Annotated in this window: 20 protein-coding genes and 1 pseudogene; 4 read left to right on the top strand and 17 right to left on the bottom strand. The window is 72.5% G+C overall.

Annotated elements, in window-relative coordinates:
* Window positions 1-46: 46 nt before the first annotated feature.
* Both J0910_RS30525 and J0910_RS30530 read right to left on the bottom strand, forming a co-directional pair.
* Complete coding sequence (locus tag J0910_RS30525) at window positions 47-1,717, bottom strand: tetratricopeptide repeat protein (RefSeq protein ID WP_420162232.1); 1,671 nt, start codon at window positions 1,715-1,717, stop codon at window positions 47-49.
* Window positions 1,718-1,865: 148 nt separating this feature from the next.
* On the bottom strand, window positions 1,866-2,081 hold the full coding sequence (locus J0910_RS30530) for a hypothetical protein (RefSeq protein ID WP_420162233.1): 216 nt from the start codon (window positions 2,079-2,081) through the stop codon (window positions 1,866-1,868).
* 228 nt (window positions 2,082-2,309) lie between these two features.
* Here J0910_RS30530 and J0910_RS30535 point away from each other — a divergent pair, with 228 nt between their 5' ends.
* On the top strand, window positions 2,310-2,939 hold the full coding sequence (locus J0910_RS30535; protein ID WP_420162234.1) for a class I SAM-dependent methyltransferase: 630 nt from the start codon (window positions 2,310-2,312) through the stop codon (window positions 2,937-2,939).
* Between the two features lie 77 nt (window positions 2,940-3,016).
* Here J0910_RS30535 and J0910_RS30540 read toward each other — a convergent pair.
* The 13 genes and pseudogenes from J0910_RS30540 to J0910_RS30600 form a co-directional block, all read right to left on the bottom strand.
* A pseudogene (locus tag J0910_RS30540) lies at window positions 3,017-3,454 on the bottom strand (Tn3 family transposase); the annotation flags it as partial.
* Between the two features lie 191 nt (window positions 3,455-3,645).
* Complete coding sequence (locus J0910_RS30545) at window positions 3,646-5,718, bottom strand: hypothetical protein (RefSeq protein WP_420162235.1); 2,073 nt, start codon at window positions 5,716-5,718, stop codon at window positions 3,646-3,648.
* Entirely contained in the window at window positions 5,715-6,206 is a 492-nt protein-coding gene (locus J0910_RS30550) for a hypothetical protein (RefSeq protein WP_420162236.1), read from the bottom strand. The genes J0910_RS30545 and J0910_RS30550 overlap by 4 nt, the downstream gene beginning before the upstream one ends.
* On the bottom strand, window positions 6,203-6,469 hold the full coding sequence (locus J0910_RS30555) for a hypothetical protein (RefSeq protein WP_420162237.1): 267 nt from the start codon (window positions 6,467-6,469) through the stop codon (window positions 6,203-6,205). The genes J0910_RS30550 and J0910_RS30555 overlap by 4 nt, the downstream gene beginning before the upstream one ends.
* Window positions 6,470-6,511: 42 nt before the next feature.
* Entirely contained in the window at window positions 6,512-7,804 is a 1,293-nt protein-coding gene (locus J0910_RS30560; RefSeq protein ID WP_420162238.1) for a tetratricopeptide repeat protein, read from the bottom strand.
* On the bottom strand, window positions 7,797-8,084 hold the full coding sequence (locus J0910_RS30565; protein WP_420162239.1) for a hypothetical protein: 288 nt from the start codon (window positions 8,082-8,084) through the stop codon (window positions 7,797-7,799). Before J0910_RS30565 ends, J0910_RS30560 begins: the two co-directional genes overlap by 8 nt.
* 74 nt (window positions 8,085-8,158) lie before the next feature.
* Window positions 8,159-8,464, bottom strand: coding sequence for a hypothetical protein (locus J0910_RS30570; protein WP_420162240.1), 306 nt, complete (start codon window positions 8,462-8,464; stop codon window positions 8,159-8,161).
* A 76-nt stretch (window positions 8,465-8,540) separates the two neighbouring features.
* Window positions 8,541-8,888 carry a hypothetical protein gene (locus tag J0910_RS30575; RefSeq protein ID WP_420162241.1) on the bottom strand — a complete coding sequence of 116 codons (348 nt, stop codon included), beginning with the start codon at window positions 8,886-8,888 and terminating at the stop codon, window positions 8,541-8,543.
* Window positions 8,889-9,110: 222 nt separating this feature from the next.
* On the bottom strand, window positions 9,111-9,992 hold the full coding sequence (locus tag J0910_RS30580; protein WP_420162242.1) for a DUF6879 family protein: 882 nt from the start codon (window positions 9,990-9,992) through the stop codon (window positions 9,111-9,113).
* 38 nt (window positions 9,993-10,030) lie between these two features.
* Window positions 10,031-10,318, bottom strand: a complete 288-nt coding sequence (locus J0910_RS30585) for a hypothetical protein (RefSeq protein WP_420162243.1) — start codon at window positions 10,316-10,318, stop codon at window positions 10,031-10,033.
* Window positions 10,319-10,492: 174 nt separating this feature from the next.
* A complete protein-coding gene (locus J0910_RS30590) occupies window positions 10,493-10,675 on the bottom strand; it encodes a hypothetical protein (protein ID WP_420162244.1) in 183 nt (60 codons plus the stop codon).
* Window positions 10,672-10,920, bottom strand: coding sequence for a hypothetical protein (locus J0910_RS30595; RefSeq protein ID WP_420162245.1), 249 nt, complete (start codon window positions 10,918-10,920; stop codon window positions 10,672-10,674). Before J0910_RS30595 ends, J0910_RS30590 begins: the two co-directional genes overlap by 4 nt.
* Complete coding sequence (locus J0910_RS30600) at window positions 10,917-11,243, bottom strand: hypothetical protein (protein ID WP_420162246.1); 327 nt, start codon at window positions 11,241-11,243, stop codon at window positions 10,917-10,919. Before J0910_RS30600 ends, J0910_RS30595 begins: the two co-directional genes overlap by 4 nt.
* A 181-nt stretch (window positions 11,244-11,424) precedes the next feature.
* Between J0910_RS30600 and J0910_RS30605 the strand changes: the two genes are divergently transcribed.
* The 3 genes from J0910_RS30605 (at window position 11,425) to J0910_RS30615 (ending at window position 12,972) form a co-directional block, all read left to right on the top strand.
* A complete protein-coding gene (locus tag J0910_RS30605) occupies window positions 11,425-12,243 on the top strand; it encodes a helix-turn-helix domain-containing protein (protein WP_420162247.1) in 819 nt (272 codons plus the stop codon).
* Window positions 12,243-12,437, top strand: coding sequence for a DUF397 domain-containing protein (locus tag J0910_RS30610; protein ID WP_420162370.1), 195 nt, complete (start codon window positions 12,243-12,245; stop codon window positions 12,435-12,437). Before J0910_RS30605 ends, J0910_RS30610 begins: the two co-directional genes overlap by 1 nt.
* A 349-nt stretch (window positions 12,438-12,786) precedes the next feature.
* A complete protein-coding gene (locus J0910_RS30615) occupies window positions 12,787-12,972 on the top strand; it encodes a DUF397 domain-containing protein (protein WP_420162248.1) in 186 nt (61 codons plus the stop codon).
* Window positions 12,973-13,569: 597 nt separating this feature from the next.
* Here J0910_RS30615 and J0910_RS30620 read toward each other — a convergent pair.
* Window positions 13,570-14,349 carry a protein kinase gene (locus J0910_RS30620; RefSeq protein WP_420162249.1) on the bottom strand — a complete coding sequence of 260 codons (780 nt, stop codon included), beginning with the start codon at window positions 14,347-14,349 and terminating at the stop codon, window positions 13,570-13,572.
* Between the two features lie 2 nt (window positions 14,350-14,351).
* Window positions 14,352-15,236 (bottom strand): radical SAM/SPASM domain-containing protein, encoded by an 885-nt coding sequence (locus tag J0910_RS30625; RefSeq protein ID WP_420162250.1) that lies wholly within the window; start codon window positions 15,234-15,236, stop codon window positions 14,352-14,354.
* Between the last annotated feature and the right edge of the window lie 72 nt (window positions 15,237-15,308).

The raw sequence follows: 15,308 nt of genomic DNA on the forward strand, positions 1-15,308 counted from the left end.
CGCTCCGTCGCAGAGGGGACAGCTCGGTCATGGAGACCCCCGCCGCTCAGGCCTTCGCCTCCGCCGCTTTGCGGTACCACTGCTCGGCCTCCCCGGCCTCACCCCGCTGCTCCAGCAGAATGCCGAGGTTGGTCATCGCGCGGAAGTGGTTGCCGTTCGCGGTCACGGCTTTGCGGTACCACTGCTCCGCCTCCTCCTTCTCACCCCGCTCTTGCAGCAGGACGCCGAGGTTGTTCATCGCGAGAGCGAGGTTGCCGTCCGCGGCAATGGCCTTGCGGTACCACTGCTCGGCCTCCCCGGCCTCACCCCGCTGCTCCAGCAGGTGGCCGAGGTTGTTCATCGCGAGAGCGTGGGTGCCGTCCGCGGCAATGGCCTTGCGGTACCACTGCTCCGCCTCCTCCTTCTCACCCTGTTGCTTCAGCAGGAAACCGAGTTTGAACATCGCGCGGGCGTAGGTGCCGTTCGCGGTCACGGCTTTGCGGTACCACTGCTCGGCCTCCCCGGCCTCACCCCGCTGCTCCAGCAGAATGCCGAGGTTGGTCATCGCGCGGAAGTGGTTGCCGTTCGCGGTCACGGCTTTGCGGTACCACTGCTCCGCCTCCTCCTTCTCACCCCGCTCTTGCAGCAGGACGCCGAGGTTGTTCATCGCGAGAGCGAGGTTGCCGTCCGCGGCAATGGCCTTGCGGTACCACTGCTCGGCCTCCCCGGCCTCACCCCGCTGCTCCAGCAGGTGGCCGAGGTTGTTCATCGCGAGAGCGTGGGTGCCGTCCGCGGCAATGGCCTTGCGGTACCACTGCTCCGCCTCCTCCTTCTCACCCTGTTGCTTCAGCAGGAAACCGAGTTTGAACATCGCGCGGGCATCGCCGGCCTCGGCGGTGCGGCGCACTCGGGCCTCTTCGTCTTCTTCGGGCTCGGTACGCAGAATCCGAGTCTTGGCCAGTGGCGGTGTTGCGACGCGGCCGGTGAGGAGCATGTCCAGGACCTGGCGTGCGGTGGGCCGCTGGTCGGGGTCCTTGGCCGTGCACGCCAGCACGATCCCCAGCAGCGGGTCGGCCAGGTTCCCGGTCTGGGGCGGGTGGTTCAGGACCCGGTTGATGCGGGAGGCCTGGGTGGAGGCGGCGAAGGCCTCGGCGCCGGTCGCGGCGTGCACGATGACCGAACCCCAGGCGAAAAGGTCCGCGGCCGGCCCCAGGGTGGTGCCCTCGATCTGCTCGGGGGACATGTAGCCCAGGGTCCCGATCCGTGTGGCCGAGGAGGTGTCGGCGTCCAGGGCGCGGGCGATACCGAAGTCGATCACCCGCGGCCCGTCCGGGCCGAGCAGGATGTTGTCGGGCTTGAGGTCGCGGTGCACCACTCCGGCGGCGTGGATGGCGCTGAGCGCGGTGATGGTCTGCACCGCCAGGCGCTGCAGGTCCCCGCCGGTGCGGGGGCCGTCCTGGTCGATGGCCTGGGCCAGGGTGGGCCCCGGGACGTACTCGGTGGCGATCCAGGGCGGCTCGGCTTCGGCGTCGCCGTCCAGGACCTGGGCCAGGCAGAACCCCTGCACTCTGCGGGCGTTGACCAGCTCTTGGGAGAAGTAGCGGCGCACCTGGGGGTCCCGGGCCAGGTGGGGGTGCACAAGTTTGATGGCCGCCTGCCGGCCGGCACTGTCTTCGCCCAGGTAGACCGTGCCGAACCCGCCCGAGCCCACCTCGCGCACCAGACGGAACCCGCCCACCCGCTGACCAACCTCCGCCACCGCTGCCCCCGACTGTTCGCTGTTCGCTGCGCGGGATCCAACCTAGACAGGAACCGGGCAATCCACCATCGGATGCCCGTAAAAGGACTGGCCCCCAGGAGGGCCCCTTCGCCAACCACCCCACGCCCTACCGGTGTCGCGGGCGGGAACGGGCGGGCGGCGCTGCTCGGGCCCGGCCCAGGTCGGCGGGGAAGTAGGCGTGGGTGAAGGCGGTGATCTGCCGGGTCAGAGCGGTGGTGAGCCGTGCAGTGGAGTGGCCCTGGTGTTCGGGGTCGTGCTCGGCGGCCACCGAACGCACCCACCCGTTCAGGACGCCGCGCTCGGTCACTGGTTCGTCCGCCATCGCCCGACTCCTCGCCGTGCACACGACTTCGGCCGATTCCGACGGTAGTGCAGACGACTTCGGGATGTCCGGGGAATCCGAAGTTCCCTGCACCAGAGGGTGAATCCGCAGGTCGGATGTGCAGACGACTTCGGAAACTGACAGGCGGAGCCCGGGGCGCCTGTCCGAGAAACGATCGATTCTCGGACAGGTCCGGGGTTGGCCCGGATCGACTGTAGGGTCCTGCTTGTGGCAGATCATCAGGACGAGACCAGGGCGGCCTACGACGGGGTCGTCGAGCTCTACGCGTCACTGTTCGCCAACCGGCTGGAGACACAACCGTTCTCTCGGGCCATGATCGCCACATTCGCCGAACTGGTGCGCGCGACGGGCAACCTACGGGCAGCGGACGTCGGGTGCGGACCCGGACATCTGACGGCCATGCTGAACGAACTGGGCCTGAACGCCTTCGGGCTCGACCTCTCCCCGGGCATGATCGACCACGCCAGTAGAGCTCATCCGGTGCTGCGCTTCCAGCAGGCGCGGATGGAGTCCCTGCCGATCGAGGACGGCGCACTCGGCGGCGTACTGGCCCACTACTCGATGATCCACACCCCTCCGGGGGACTTGCCGAAGCTGCTCGCCGAGCAAGTCCGTGTCCTGGCACCGGGCGGCCTGCTCCTCGTCTCCTGCTTCGGTACCAACGGGCCAGAGCCGATCCGGTTCGACCACAAAGTGGCGCCTGCCTACAGCTGGCCAGCGGAGTGCCTGGCCGAGCTACTGGCCGACGCCGGGCTCGTTCCCTTCGCGCGGCTACTCCACGACCCGGCCTCCAAACGGGGCTTCCTCGACACCCACCTGCTGGCCCGCCGTCCGTAGGTCCATCGACTCTGCGCACCGGACGGTCGGAGCCTCCCCTCACCGCCGGCCCGGCGGCCGTCGTACACCGCGTCTTCTCAGTCGCTCTGGTCGGGGTCGCGTAGGGGGCGCAGGTCCTCCACCGTGGGATCGGTGGGGAAGGTGTAGGAGCCCAGGAAGTTGATGTGATCGAACCCCAATGGGGACAGCCGCGCGCACATCTCCTCGGTGGCTGGGACCCCCTCCGCGCGTAGCCGGGTGACCGCGGCGTCGATGTAGAGCGAGTTCCACCACACCACGGCGTTGAGGACCAAGCCCAGGGCGCCGAGCTGGTCCTCCAGGCCTTGGCGGTAGTGCTGGCGGAGTTCGCCGCGGTTCCCGAAGCAGATCTTGCGGGCCAGCTGGTGACGGGATTCGGAGACGTTGAGCTGAGCTCCGATCATGCGCCGGTAGGGCTCATCGTGCAGGAACTGGAGCAGGTGCAGGGTTTTGAAGATGCGCCCGTAGTGGGCGAAGGCGTCCCCCAGCCCGGTGGGCCTTACCTCCAAATCCTGTAGTAATCCTCCTCGACCCCCGAACAGGGGCAGTTGTGTGGTTCATCCGCGGGCTCCGGTTGAGTGATGGCCGATGCAGGTGGGGGCGGTGGTGGCCTGCCCGGGGCGCCACCCGGCCCCCCGGAAGGGGGCGGGGTGCTGCGGTGCCCCGGGTGCGCTTCCACCGCAGGCGGTCAGGGGCGGCTGTGCTCAAGGCGGGCGGCGACGCGGCCGGCCTCGGGGACCCCTATCGGGGCCAGGACCTGGTGGGCCTCTTCGAGCAGGCGGCGCTCCTCCTGGCCGTGGCCGCGGGCGGCGGCGATGTCGGCCAACGCGGCCAAGGCGTTGCCGATCTGGACCTGCTGCCCGGTCCGCCGGGCGGCGGCCAGGGCCTCGGCCGCGCCGGCGGCGGCCTCCTCCAGGTGCCCGAGGGCGATCAGGGCGGGAACCCTCCGGGTGAGGGTCTGCACCGCCTGGTAGGCGTCGTCCTGCTCGCGGAACACGGCCAGGGCCTCGGTGAAGTAGGAGTGCGCGCGGCCGTGTTCGCCCAGCCGGTCCAGGATCTGGGCGTAGAAGCGCCACTGGATGGCCAGCCCGCGGGGAGAGCCGACCCGTTCGTGGTGGGCGATGGCCTCCTCGGCGATGGGCAGCGCCTCGGCGGGCCGGTCCCGGGTGGTGGTGGCCTGGGCGAGCACCTCACAAGACGAGCCCATGACCTGGGCGTCGCCGAGGCCGCGCCCCAGCGCCAGGGCCTCGCGGCCGGTGGACTCCGCGGCCTCGAACCGGCCGAAGCACATGTGGCGCTGGGCCCGCAACAGCAGCATCACGGCTTCGGCGTACCGGTCGCCGGAAGCGCGCGCCGAGGACACGCCGAGGTCGGTGGCCTCCTCCCACGCCGCATGCGGGCGCAGCCCCGCGAACCGCGATTTGCAGGAGTCGACGAGGCGGACGACATCCCCGTGCTCGCCGGCCTCGTGGGCGCGGCGGATGACGGCGTCCACGGCCGCCCCCTCGGCCGCCCACCAGTCCAGGGCGGTGCGCTGGTCCGGCAGGGGCTCGGCGCCCTGGGGGTCTTCCAAGCGCCAGCGGCGCGGGTTGAGGGTGGCATCGGCGCGCAGCGCCGCGTACCGGTAGTGGCCGCGCACGGCCTTGTGCGCGGTCGCGGCCTCCTCGGGGAGGGTTTCCAGGATTCCGGCGGCGTGGTCGCGGACCACGTCGTGGATCTCCCACGCCCCGTTGCCGGCGGGGGTGAGCAGGTTGGCCTCGCTCAGGGCGCGCAGCGCCGCACGCGCTTCCACCTCCTCCGAGCTGAGGAGGGCGGCGGCCAGTTCTGCGGTGATGCGGGGGCCGGGGAGGGCGCCGAGCAGCGCATAGAGGCGGCGGGGTTCGGTGGGGAGGGCGGTGTGGGCGGCGTCCAGGCCGGCGTACATGGCGGAGTCCTCCTCAGAAGGGGAGAGAACAGATATGTGGTGGGCGCGGCGGCCGGTGAGGGCCTCCAGCGCCTGGTCGGTGGGGCAGTCCGGGTCCAGGGCCAGGAGCCCGGCCACCGCCGCCACCGCGAGCGGCATGCCGGCGCACAGTCCGGCCAGCGCGTCCAGGTCGCGCCCGGCGACCTGGTCCTCGGGGAGCAGCCGGGCCAGGAGTTCGGCGGCGCCGTCCTGGCCGAGCGGGTCGACGGGCACCCACACCGCGCCGTCGGGAAGGAGCCCGGACAGCCGGGTGCGGGAGGTGGCCAGCAGCAGGCACCCGGTGCCGGCGGGGATGAGCGGGCGGACCTGCTGGGCGGTCGCGGCATCATCGGCCACGATCAGCAGGCGGCGGGTGTGGGTGAGGGTGCGCCACATCCCCACCCGCCCCGCCTCTGTGGGGGGCAGGGCGCTCCCGTGGACGCCCAGGGAGCGCAGCGCGGCCCCGAGGACCTCGGAGGCCGGCGCCGGTTGGGAGCCGCCGAGGTGGAGGAAGACCTGCCCGTCGGGGTAATGCGGGGCGGCCCGGTGGGCGAACTCCACCACCGCCGAGGTCTTGCCCGAACCGCCGAACCCGGCGGCGATGATCAGGCGCGCGCCGCCCTCCACCAGCTTCTCCAACCGGGCCAGCTCTCGGGCGCGGTTGGTGAACCGCGCGGTGGGCGGGGGCAGCTCGCGGGGCACCGGCGGGGCCGGCGGCGTGCTGGGCGCGGTGGTGATGGTGAGGCCGCCGGTGACCTGTCCGGCCTGAACGACCGGCCCGTTGGTGTTCCCGGAGATGTGGTTCCTGCCGCCGTTCACCGCCGTCCTCCGGTCACCTCGGCGGCGCCGAACCTGACGAGCAGGTAGTAGGCCATCTCGACGCGGACGCCGATCTGGTCGGCGAAGGCGTCGAGCCGGTCGTCGCGGTACAGCTGGGCCAGCCGGTCGCGGAGGCGGGGCAGGGCGGTTTCAGGGATGCGCACGTCGCCGTTGGGCAGCACGGCGGTGGGCAGGTACCCCGCGTCCGCGATGCGGCAGATGATCCGGAAATGAACGCGGTGGGTGACGCCGATGATGTGGCGGGACCGCAAGGCGCACCCCGGGTGCGGGGTGCCCGGGTTGAGCCGCTGCCAGTGGGACCAGATGTCGGTGGTGCGGTAGACCCGGGCCTTCTGGCTGATGCGGAGGGGGTCGGGCAGCAGTCCGCGGTCGCCCCAATCGCACACCGTCCGGGCGGTCACGCTGTAGAACGCCCCGACGTCCTCGGTGGACATCGTCGGGGGCAGGATCAGGGGGCTGTTGCTCATTGGGCCTCCTGTGCGCGGGACGCGGGCTGGACCGGGACCCGTCCGCCGCCGGGGGCGGGAAGCAGCCGCCCGCCGGGCGGCACCGGAACCGCGGCCGGGACCGGAGGCGGCGGGGGCGGTGCGGGCAGCAGTGCGGCGGCCAGCTCCGCGCTGCCGGGTGTGGTGGACAGCCGTTTCGCGATCTCCTCGGTCGGCAGCCCGGCCTTGCGGAGGCGGGCCAGTGCGGCGAGGTCGATGTCAGGGATGTCGAGGGGGTCGCGCATCCGGGTTCCTGTTCTCCGTGTTGAAAAAAGGGGGGGCGGTGTTCAGCCGTGCCGATCGAGGCGGTCCAGGCGGTTGACCAGGTCGCCGACCTGGTGGGGGGTGGTCCAGCGGGCCTGTTCCAGGGCGGTGTGCAGGTGGGTCCGGGCCGCCTCGAGGTCGCCGCGGACCTGGGCGGCGCGGGCCAGCACCCGGTGCGCCCGCACGGCCTGGGGGCCGTGCCCGGCCTGCAGGGCGGTTTCCAGGGCGCGGGCGGCTGCGGCGGCGGCCTCCTCGGGGCGGTCCAGGTCGGTGAGCACTTCGGCCGAGGCGATGAGGGCGTGGGCGGCCTGGACGGTGTCGCCGGCCTGCTCCAGCACCTCCAGCGCCCGGCTGTAGGCGGCCAGGGCCTCGGCGGGGCGGCCGTCGGCCACCAATGCCATGCCGAGGAACCGGCGCTGCACGGCCGCACCCCGGGCGTGGCCGGCCTGCTCGTAGAGTTCGACGGCCCGCTCGCAGCAGCACACCGCCGCCCGGAGGTTGCCCAGCTTGCGGTTGGCCGAGCCGAGGCTCTGCCACGCCGACCCTTCGGCCAGCGGGTTCCCGGCCTGTTCGGCGTGGCCGAGCGCGGTGCGGGCGGCCTGGGCGGCTTCGCTGTAGCGCAGCTGGGACATGAGCCGGGAGTGGTCCAGCAGCGCCATCGCGGCCCGGGGCCCGGGGGCGCCCAGGAGCTGGGCCGAGGCGGCGCCCAGCTCACAGGCCCGCAGCCACACCCGCAGCGGGCGGCGGGCGTGGATCCAGGTGCGTAGTGCTTCGGCCAGCGCGCACACCTCTTTGTGCATCCCGGCCTCGTGGGCCAGCTGGAGGAGACCGTGCAGCAGCGGCTCGCGGGCCTCGAACCAGTCCAGCGCCTCGGCCGTCGTGGTGACCGGGAGCGGTTCGGGCACCTCGGATTCCGGGGTGCACAGCCGCCAGGACCGGGCGGGGTTGGCGGCGGCGTCGGCCGCGGTCGCGGCGGCCACCGCGTGGTGAACGAGCCGGGCGGTGGCCGCGCGGGCGGCCCCGGTTCCCAGGGCGCGGGCGGCGCGGTCGGCGACGGCGGCCACGGCGTCGTGCATCCGCCACACCCCGCCCTCGGCGGGGGCGAGCAGGTGAGCCTGTGCCAGTACTCCCAGTGCGCCGGCGGCCTCCCCGGGGTCCAGGCCGGACAGCGCGGCGGCTTCCTCCGCGCCGATCCGGGCGGGGGCGGGGTGCAGCCCCAGCAGCGAGAACACTGTCCGCTCGAGCGGTGGCAGGGTGTTGGCGGTGGCGGTGAGGCGGTCGGCCACGACGCCCTCCGGGGCGGGGTGCTCATCCATGGGCCACCCCCGCCAGCGGCCGCACCAGCTGGGGGAACGGGGAGGCCAGGGCCGTGTCGATCGCGGTGATCAGGTGGCCGCCGAGCAGGAGCAGCCACTCCCCGGCCGCGCTGTCGGGGTCGGCGACCGTGTACTCGCGCAGTACGGCGCGGGCGAGCACGTCCGCGGCGGGGGCGGCCTCCGGGGCGGGCGGGAGGTGCAGCGCCGTGCCGGCCCGGTCCAGGGTGAGGGCGCGTCGGCTCCATCCGATGGCGGCGGGCTCAAGGCCAGTGGGGGGCATCGTTGTCCTGCTTTCTGCTTTTCAGGCGGGTGGTTGCCGGCGCAGGGCCGGGAGGGAGGCCGGAGCGGTGCGCTTCAGGCGGAGCCCTTCGTCTGGGAGCGGGCGCGGCGGCGGGCGCGCCGGGCCACGGTCTGCTGGCAGCGGCAGAGGGAGAGGCCCGCCACGGCGTCCGGCAGCCACAGGGCCACTGCCAGCGCTGTCCCGAGGGTGTGAAACAGCCGGGGGAACTGAGCGGCGGCCGTTTTGAGCTGCACCACCTCGGCCCGGCAGGCCGGGGAGCAGGTGTCGTCCGGGTCCAGCAGGGCGGGGTCGGGGGTGCGGGCCAGGGAGATGAGGCCGGCGGCGAGGTAGAGGGCCAGGGCGCCCAGCAGCCACTGCATCGGTGTCTCCTTCGCGAGGTCGGGGTTGGAGGAGGGGCCGCCCGCCCGGGAGCGGAGGGGAGGCGGGCGGCCCCGGTCACGGTCCCGGGCAGGAGCGCCGGCTCCTCCCCCGGGGGACGGTCCGGTGGGCGGTGCCCCGGGCCGCTGTGTGGCAGGGGCAGTGCACCGCCCACCGGTAGGCGGCCTCGACGGGCCAGAACACGACGGCCAGCGGCGCCTTCTCCGCCCGCTCGGCGGCCGGGGTCCGGGCCGTGTACCGGGCGTGCGCCATGGCCCGCCGGCACTGCGGGCTGCACGCCAGGTCGGGGTCGATGCGCCGGTCCCGGCGCAGGGCGCCGGGGAGCAGGCTGCGGGCCGCGAGGCCGAGGCCGGCGGCGAGGTAGGCGCCCCCGAAGCACAGGGCGGCGGTGGCGAGCGGGTGCACGGCTGCCTTCCTTGTTCTGGCCGGTCAGATCCAGGGCCCCGGGCAGGAGCGTCGGCTCCTCCCCGGGGGTGCTCCGGCCGGTGGCGTGGACGGTCCGGCCGGAGCACGGGGGCGGGCCCCCGCGCGGCCCCCCGGCGGCGCCCATCGCCGCCGCCGGGGTCGCAGATCAGTCGGGGCCCGCAGGGCCGGGTCCGGCTCCCCGCGAGCCGGACCCGGCCGGCCTCAGGCCGCCGGTCTCCGGCGGCCGGCGCTGAAGGGGGCGGCCTTTGCGAACGCGGCTTCGAGGCGCTCGGCGTGGGCGGCGACCGCGGCGGGTGCGTGCAGGACGCGGCCGAAGCGGAACCGCCCGGCCGCATCGTGCACCAGCTCCACGGCCCGGTCCCCGCCCTCGCGGTGCAGCACCCATACGTCGGCGTCCAGCCCCGGCGCCGGGCCCTCCAGGATCCGGACCTCCTCGCCGGCCCCCGCCAGCCGGGGAAGGACGGCGGTGAGCTGGAAGGCGGTGTAGAGGGTGATCGGGTGCTCGATGATGCGCAGCCGCCGGAAGCTCTTGTCCTTGGCGAGGTCGGCCCAGGACTCCAGTGCCTCGCACAGCACCGGGTCGCCTGCGGGGTCCTGCTCGCGCAGCCAGGCCCGGTAGGCCTGCTCTTCGGCCGGGGGCTGGTAGTGCTGGCGGGACTCCAGCCGCAGGCCGCCGGCGCACCCGCCCAGCAGCTCCTGGAAGCCTGCGTCGGACAGGGAGGTGAAGACCATCGAAACTCCACGGCCGGCGGGAAGGGGAAGGTCGGAGATCAGTTCGTCGGGGGTGGTGCGGCGCCGCATGGCGCCGTGGCCGGTGGGCGGCATCGCGTACACCCACCTCGGCCTCCCGTAGGAGGCGGCGTCGGCGAGCACCACCCAGCCCGGCCACCAGGCCCGGATGATGTCCAGCAGCCGGTGCACCTCCAGCGCCTCCGACAGCTCGGCCCGGGTGTCGGCGCGCGCCTCCTGGCGGTGGCCGGGGGCGTGGGGGTGGGGGCGGGTCGCGGTGTGCACGGTGTGGCGCGACTTGCCGTCGGGGGCGTCTTCGAGGCGGGTGCCCAAGCGCCAGCCGGTGGTGTTCACGGGGGTTCTCCGTCGTCGTCGGGCTGCGCGGTCAGCGGTCAGGGGGCGCGGTGGTGGCCGAGGATCTCCACCACCGCGTCCTCGGCGGCCAGATCGACCCGGTGCTTTCGGCCGCGCCGGTCGCAGAACCAGGCGTGGCGCGGCGGGTCGGGGGTGAGCACCAGTGGCGGGGGCCCGCCGGTGTCGGGCGGGCCGCCCAGGAGGATCACCGCGCCGCGCCCGCCCTGGTGCAGCAGTCGGCAGGCGGCGCCGCGGCCCTCCAGCTGCTCGCAGAGGTAGCGCGCGATCTCGTAGTGCGGCGGGTCCGGCGGGGGTCCTGCGGGCACGGGGGGCTCCTGGCGGTGTAGCGGCGGGGTGGTGCCCGCCCGCCCCTGGGGGCGGGTCGGCTTCTGCCGGGGGCGGGCGGGTGACAGGGGCGGCCCGCTCCACCGGCGGGTACAGAGCGGGCCGCGCGGCCGCCCGCCTCGCAAGGGGAGGCGGTGTCGGGGCGGGCGGCGGTCTCACCGGCCGGGCGGCCGGGGGACCTGCCGGGAGGGCAGCGCCCCCCGGTCGATCCCGGTGCGGACCAACGCGGCGAGGTCGGCCAGGTCCTGGGCGGCCGGCGGCGGAGCCGAGCCCCGGAGCAGGGCGGCCTGCTGCTGCTCGATGCGGCGGCAGTACGGCCCCGGGGCGGGGCGGGTCACGGCGCCACCGCCGCCTCCTGGTCCAGGCGCCCCAGGAAGGCCTGGACCTCGCCGAGGTAGGCGCTCTCCTTGACCTGCGCGTACTCGGCATCGAAGAGCCGGTACACCGGGGTGTGGGACAGCGCGTCGCGGCCGCGCACCAGCCGGTAGCCCAGCCGCTCGGCCTCGGCCCGGCTCTGCTCGAAGGCCTGGCGCAGCCCCGGGTCGGACAGGGGCGGCGCCTGTGGCCAGAAGCGGCGGATCATGCCGCACCCCCGTCGTTTGCGGTGGTGTGGAGGCGGTGGTGCCGGTCCTGGGCGGCCTGCTCGGTGCGCAGGCGCGCCTCCAGCTCGTCCAGGTCGCCGGCGGTGATGCGGCCCCGGAAGCCCAGGCGCTTCTCCGCCGGGCTCAGCGGGGTCTTGCGGACGGCGACCAGGCGGGTGCTCGCCGGGGCGAGCGGGTCCTGGCCGATCGCCCACCCGGGGAAGTCCAGCTGCAGGGCGCGGCGGGCGGTGAACAGCCCGGCGGGCTCGGCGTCAGGGGTGTCGGAGGCCCTGTCCGCAGGGCAGGGGGTACCGGTAGAATCCATGCGTCTTCACCTGCTTGGGGTAGGTGGAGTCCACACCCCCGGGCCCGGCGAAGCCGCGGGGGTTTCTTGTGCTCTGACAATGGCGCCGTCGTTACGCGGCTGTCCACGGATGCCTCCGAAAAGGAACCAAGTAAGGCGATCGGGGGTTTACAGGGGCCCCGTCGTACTAGATAGTGCTCACATGGTGCTCAAGCCCGAAGTAGCCAGGAAGCGTTTCGGCAACGAGTTGTTCAGGAGGCGGAACCTAGCGGGCCTTACTCAGAGACAGCTTGCGACCCAAGCCAACCTGTCTCAGACGTTCGTTGGGGCTATCGAGCGTGGCGAGAAGAGGGTCAAACGCGACAAAGTTCTACTCATAGAGGCTGCCCTGAACACTAAAGGAGCCCTGGCGTCTCTGTGGGACTCCCTGTTCACGCCTAACGGGCTGAGCACCTACTTCCAGGACATAGCGAAGCTGGAACGAGGAGCTTCATGTCTCAAGGAGTTCCAGCTCGGGCTGTGCCCCGGCCTGACACAGACTCCTGAGTACGCCCGCGCGATCATCCAGAGTGGTCGACCGACGGCTTCTGCGGCGGCAGTCCAGGAGGCGGTGGAAGCCAGACTCGCCCGGCAGGAGATACTGCTCCGTGCAGACAACCCTGTTCTCTACGTACTCGTGCTCGATGAAGCCGCCTTGCGACACACCGCCGGAGGGCATGAGACCATGGCCCACCAGATGAAGCACCTGCTGGAGCTCGCGGAGCGACCGAACGTGTCGATCCAGGTCATCCCCTTCGGGACGAGCGGTCACCCTGGGCTCGACGGCTCGTTCCTGATCATCGATACACCCGATCAAGGGCCTGTGGTCTACACCGAGACACTCAAGTCGGGATCACGAGAAGATGACAGTGAGACCGTAGTTAAATACGCAGGGGCGTTCAGCGACCTGAGAGGAGCGGCGCTCCCCGCCGTCCCGTCACAGGACTACATCAAGAAAATCATGGAAGAGTACAAAGGATGATGGCATCAGACTGGACGAAGTCCAGCTACAGCGACGGCGGCAACAGCAACTGTGTCGAATGTCGCTCATCTAGCATGTTCGCGCAGGTGAGGGACACTCAAAATCGCCACCTAGGATACCTGGAGTTCTCCTCTAGTGAATGGTCTCTTTTTCTTCGGAGCGTGAAGGCCAGCGCCTTTTCAGAGAAGGCGTAGAAGACTGAGAAGGGCCGCCTCCACACCCGCACACCTGGTGTGGCGGCGGCCTGTCTCACGACCGTAGACCATCCCGGCCCCGTTCGCGGTGAACACCGCGAGACCGGATCAGGCCAGCCGCCAGCGCCCGATGGAGCGGCGCCGCCGTCGGCGGGGCACCCCGCGCGGCCTCTCCGCCGCAGGCTCCGGAGGCCCCCTCTGTCCCGGTCACCTCGGCGGTGGCGTGCACCGGCTTCTCCGGCCTGCACCGGCTCGGACACAAGCTGCCGGTTCGGCAGGCTGCAGGCTAGTGCGCTGAGTCCAGATGCCACGCTGGGGTATCTGCGAAAGAAACTGAAGGAGTACGAAGATGCCGAAAACTGAGTGGCACAAGTCCAGCTACAGCACTGGCGGCAATAGCAACTGCGTCGAGTGTCGAGCGTCGGTCGGCTCCGCGCAGGTCAGGGACACGCAGAACAGAAGCCTTGGACACTTGGAGTTCGGCGGGCAGGAGTGGGCGGCCTTCCTCTTGGACGCGAAGGCAGACCGCTTCTAAACACCAGCGATAAACGACGCGGAGGGCCGCCTCCACACCCGCAGACCTGGTGTGGCGGCGGCCCTCCTCATGACCGTAGACCATCCCGACCCTGCTCGCGGGGAGCACCGTGAGGCCGAATCGGGCCACTCAGAGCCCAAGAAGGCGGTGTAGAACGTCTCGACGGTGGCGTTCAACAGCCACCCCCGGGCCGCGCTTACTGGGGCGCAGACCATCGGCGCGCGGCGCGGACGATCCGCAGCCCGGGAGCCTGGTCGATGGCGGCCAGGGCAGCCACGATGTGCTCTTCAGCGCCGATTTCAGCCGCCAACGCGACCGTGGAAGCTAGATGCACGCGTCCTCGACGTCGGTCACTACGGCTGTCGTCTTGCGAATGAGTCGGTACGACACTGATCCCGGTGCATGCAGCCGGAACCAAGCGAGGCGATCAACCGCGTCGCCCCGGTGCGAGTACTCCTCTGACGCAGCGAGCCACCGGCCCTCGGAGCCAACCTGGACGACCCACACGACGCCGAGCACCTCTGCTACCGCCTCGTCTGTCACCCCACCATTCGTCACGGCTTCAAGATAGTCCCTGCCGTGGCGGCCGCGGACCGGTCAGGGCTTCAGCCCCCGGTAGTGGGCCCATCGGTGGGCGGCTTCGGCCATCGCCTTCAGCCACCGCTCCTCGGGGCGGGCCTCGGCCATCCACCGGTGCAGCCGGTCGTTGGCCGCTGCGAAGGCGTCCACTGCCTCCGCCTGGGCCTTCCTCCATGTCCGGCAGCCCGCCACCGCGTCTTCGGCTGAGGCCGGGGTGTGCCCGGCGGCGATCAGCTGCACCGCCAGGCAGGCCGGCGTGATGAACCCGGCCCCCACGGTGGGCCACTCCCAGTCGACCACTCGTACCCGCCCCCCGGTGGTGATGAGCAGGTTGTCGGGCTGGACGTCGGTGTAGACCAGCCGGTCCCCGCCCAGCAGGGCCGCCTCGTCGGTGAAGCGGTCCCACCGTGTCTCGCCCCATCCGCGCGCCACCGCCGGGGGCTCCACAGCGCCGATCCGCTCCACCGCCTCCGCCACCCCGGCCAGGTCGGGCGATCCCGGGCAGAAGTCGGCCCGCCGTCCTTGCACCGCCTCGAAGCCCAGGACGACCCAGTGCTCGTTCTCGGCCCGCCACAGCAGCGCGGGGGCGAGGCCGCCCAACGAGGGGTTGATGAGGCCTTCCCGGGCTACCGAGTCCAGCAGGCCGCCGGGCCGGTTGGGCACGCCCTTGACGAAGAAGGCCCCCTTCTCGGCCTCCACCAGCGCGGTGACGGCGCCGCCGGCACCGCCGCCGGCGGGCCGGGTGCACTGGATCGCCCCGGTGAAAGGGGCGATCAGGCGCGGGAAGGGGATCTGCACTGCTACCTCCTGGGGGCGCATCCGCTGTTGGGGGTGCCGGGCTTGCACCACCGGTCGGGCTCGCACGGGTTCTGCGGCGGCGGCTGGTCGCCGTCTTGTTTCTTGCCTGCCCGGATCTTCGAGACGGCCCGGGCCATCGCGGGGCCGGACAGGATAGCCGACAGCTCCTCATCGGCGACGTTGCCCACGCCCATCCAGGAGGACATGGCGCAGGGGGACACCTCACCGGTGGGGCCGACACAGGCGGTGCCGCTCCCGCAGTTCCCGCACAGCCCGGACACATCAGGGGGCCGCTCCCGCCCGCCCCTCCCGAACGGGCGCACCCGGTCGGTTCCGACGTCGGTGGCGCCGAGCGATTCGAGGTCCTCCACGGCCGCCTCGACGCCTTCGCCGGGGCCGACCGCGATGATCCCGACGCGCAGCGGGACGCCCAGGGCCACGGCCTTGGCGATGTTGGCCCTGGTGCGGCGGTGGCTCGGCCGGGCGGTGACGGCGTTGTGGCGGGCGGGGTCGGCGGAGTAGTAGGAGGTGGCCAGCGACATGCCCTCGCGCCGGAGGAGCTCCCACCACCGAGGGGAGAGGTGGACGAGGTTGCTGAAGACCTCCACGCCCAGCCCCGCCTCCAGGGCGTGTTCGGCGATGTCGGGGGCGTGGGGGTGCAGGGTGGGCTCGCCCCCGATCAGCTGGAGGTGTCCGGCACCGGCGCGGGCGGCCTGGTCCACGACGCCGAACCAGTCCTGGCGCTCCATGGTGCCGTGGGTGCCGCCAGGGCCGGAGGCGTTGTAGCAGTGGGCGCACTCCAGCTGGCACTTCCTGGTCAGGTCCAACCACACCATCCGCAGCGGGGGGTGTTCTCGGCAGGGGGTGGGCAGTTCGGTGACGGTCACACAGATCTCCCTTGCGTGTCCGGGTTCTGCTCGCCGTTCTTCTAGAAAGGGGCCGGCCCCGAGGGGGCGGCG

This window comes from Nocardiopsis oceanisediminis (assembly GCF_048595525.1).
In the GTDB taxonomy this organism is placed as follows: domain Bacteria; phylum Actinomycetota; class Actinomycetes; order Streptosporangiales; family Streptosporangiaceae; genus Nocardiopsis_A; species Nocardiopsis_A oceanisediminis.

Coding starts and splice junctions, on each gene's coding strand:
- J0910_RS30530 (WP_420162233.1), bottom strand. CDS start 2,081: ATGGCGGACGAACCAGTGACCGAGCGCGGCGTCCTGAACGGGTGGGTG.
- J0910_RS30550 (WP_420162236.1), bottom strand. CDS start 6,206: ATGAGCAACAGCCCCCTGATCCTGCCCCCGACGATGTCCACCGAGGAC.
- J0910_RS30555 (WP_420162237.1), bottom strand. CDS start 6,469: ATGCGCGACCCCCTCGACATCCCTGACATCGACCTCGCCGCACTGGCC.
- J0910_RS30560 (WP_420162238.1), bottom strand. CDS start 7,804: ATGGATGAGCACCCCGCCCCGGAGGGCGTCGTGGCCGACCGCCTCACC.
- J0910_RS30565 (WP_420162239.1), bottom strand. CDS start 8,084: ATGCCCCCCACTGGCCTTGAGCCCGCCGCCATCGGATGGAGCCGACGC.
- J0910_RS30570 (WP_420162240.1), bottom strand. CDS start 8,464: ATGCAGTGGCTGCTGGGCGCCCTGGCCCTCTACCTCGCCGCCGGCCTC.
- J0910_RS30595 (WP_420162245.1), bottom strand. CDS start 10,920: ATGATCCGCCGCTTCTGGCCACAGGCGCCGCCCCTGTCCGACCCGGGG.
- J0910_RS30600 (WP_420162246.1), bottom strand. CDS start 11,243: ATGGATTCTACCGGTACCCCCTGCCCTGCGGACAGGGCCTCCGACACC.
- J0910_RS30605 (WP_420162247.1), top strand. CDS start 11,425: ATGGTGCTCAAGCCCGAAGTAGCCAGGAAGCGTTTCGGCAACGAGTTG.
- J0910_RS30610 (WP_420162370.1), top strand. CDS start 12,243: ATGGCATCAGACTGGACGAAGTCCAGCTACAGCGACGGCGGCAACAGC.
- J0910_RS30615 (WP_420162248.1), top strand. CDS start 12,787: ATGCCGAAAACTGAGTGGCACAAGTCCAGCTACAGCACTGGCGGCAAT.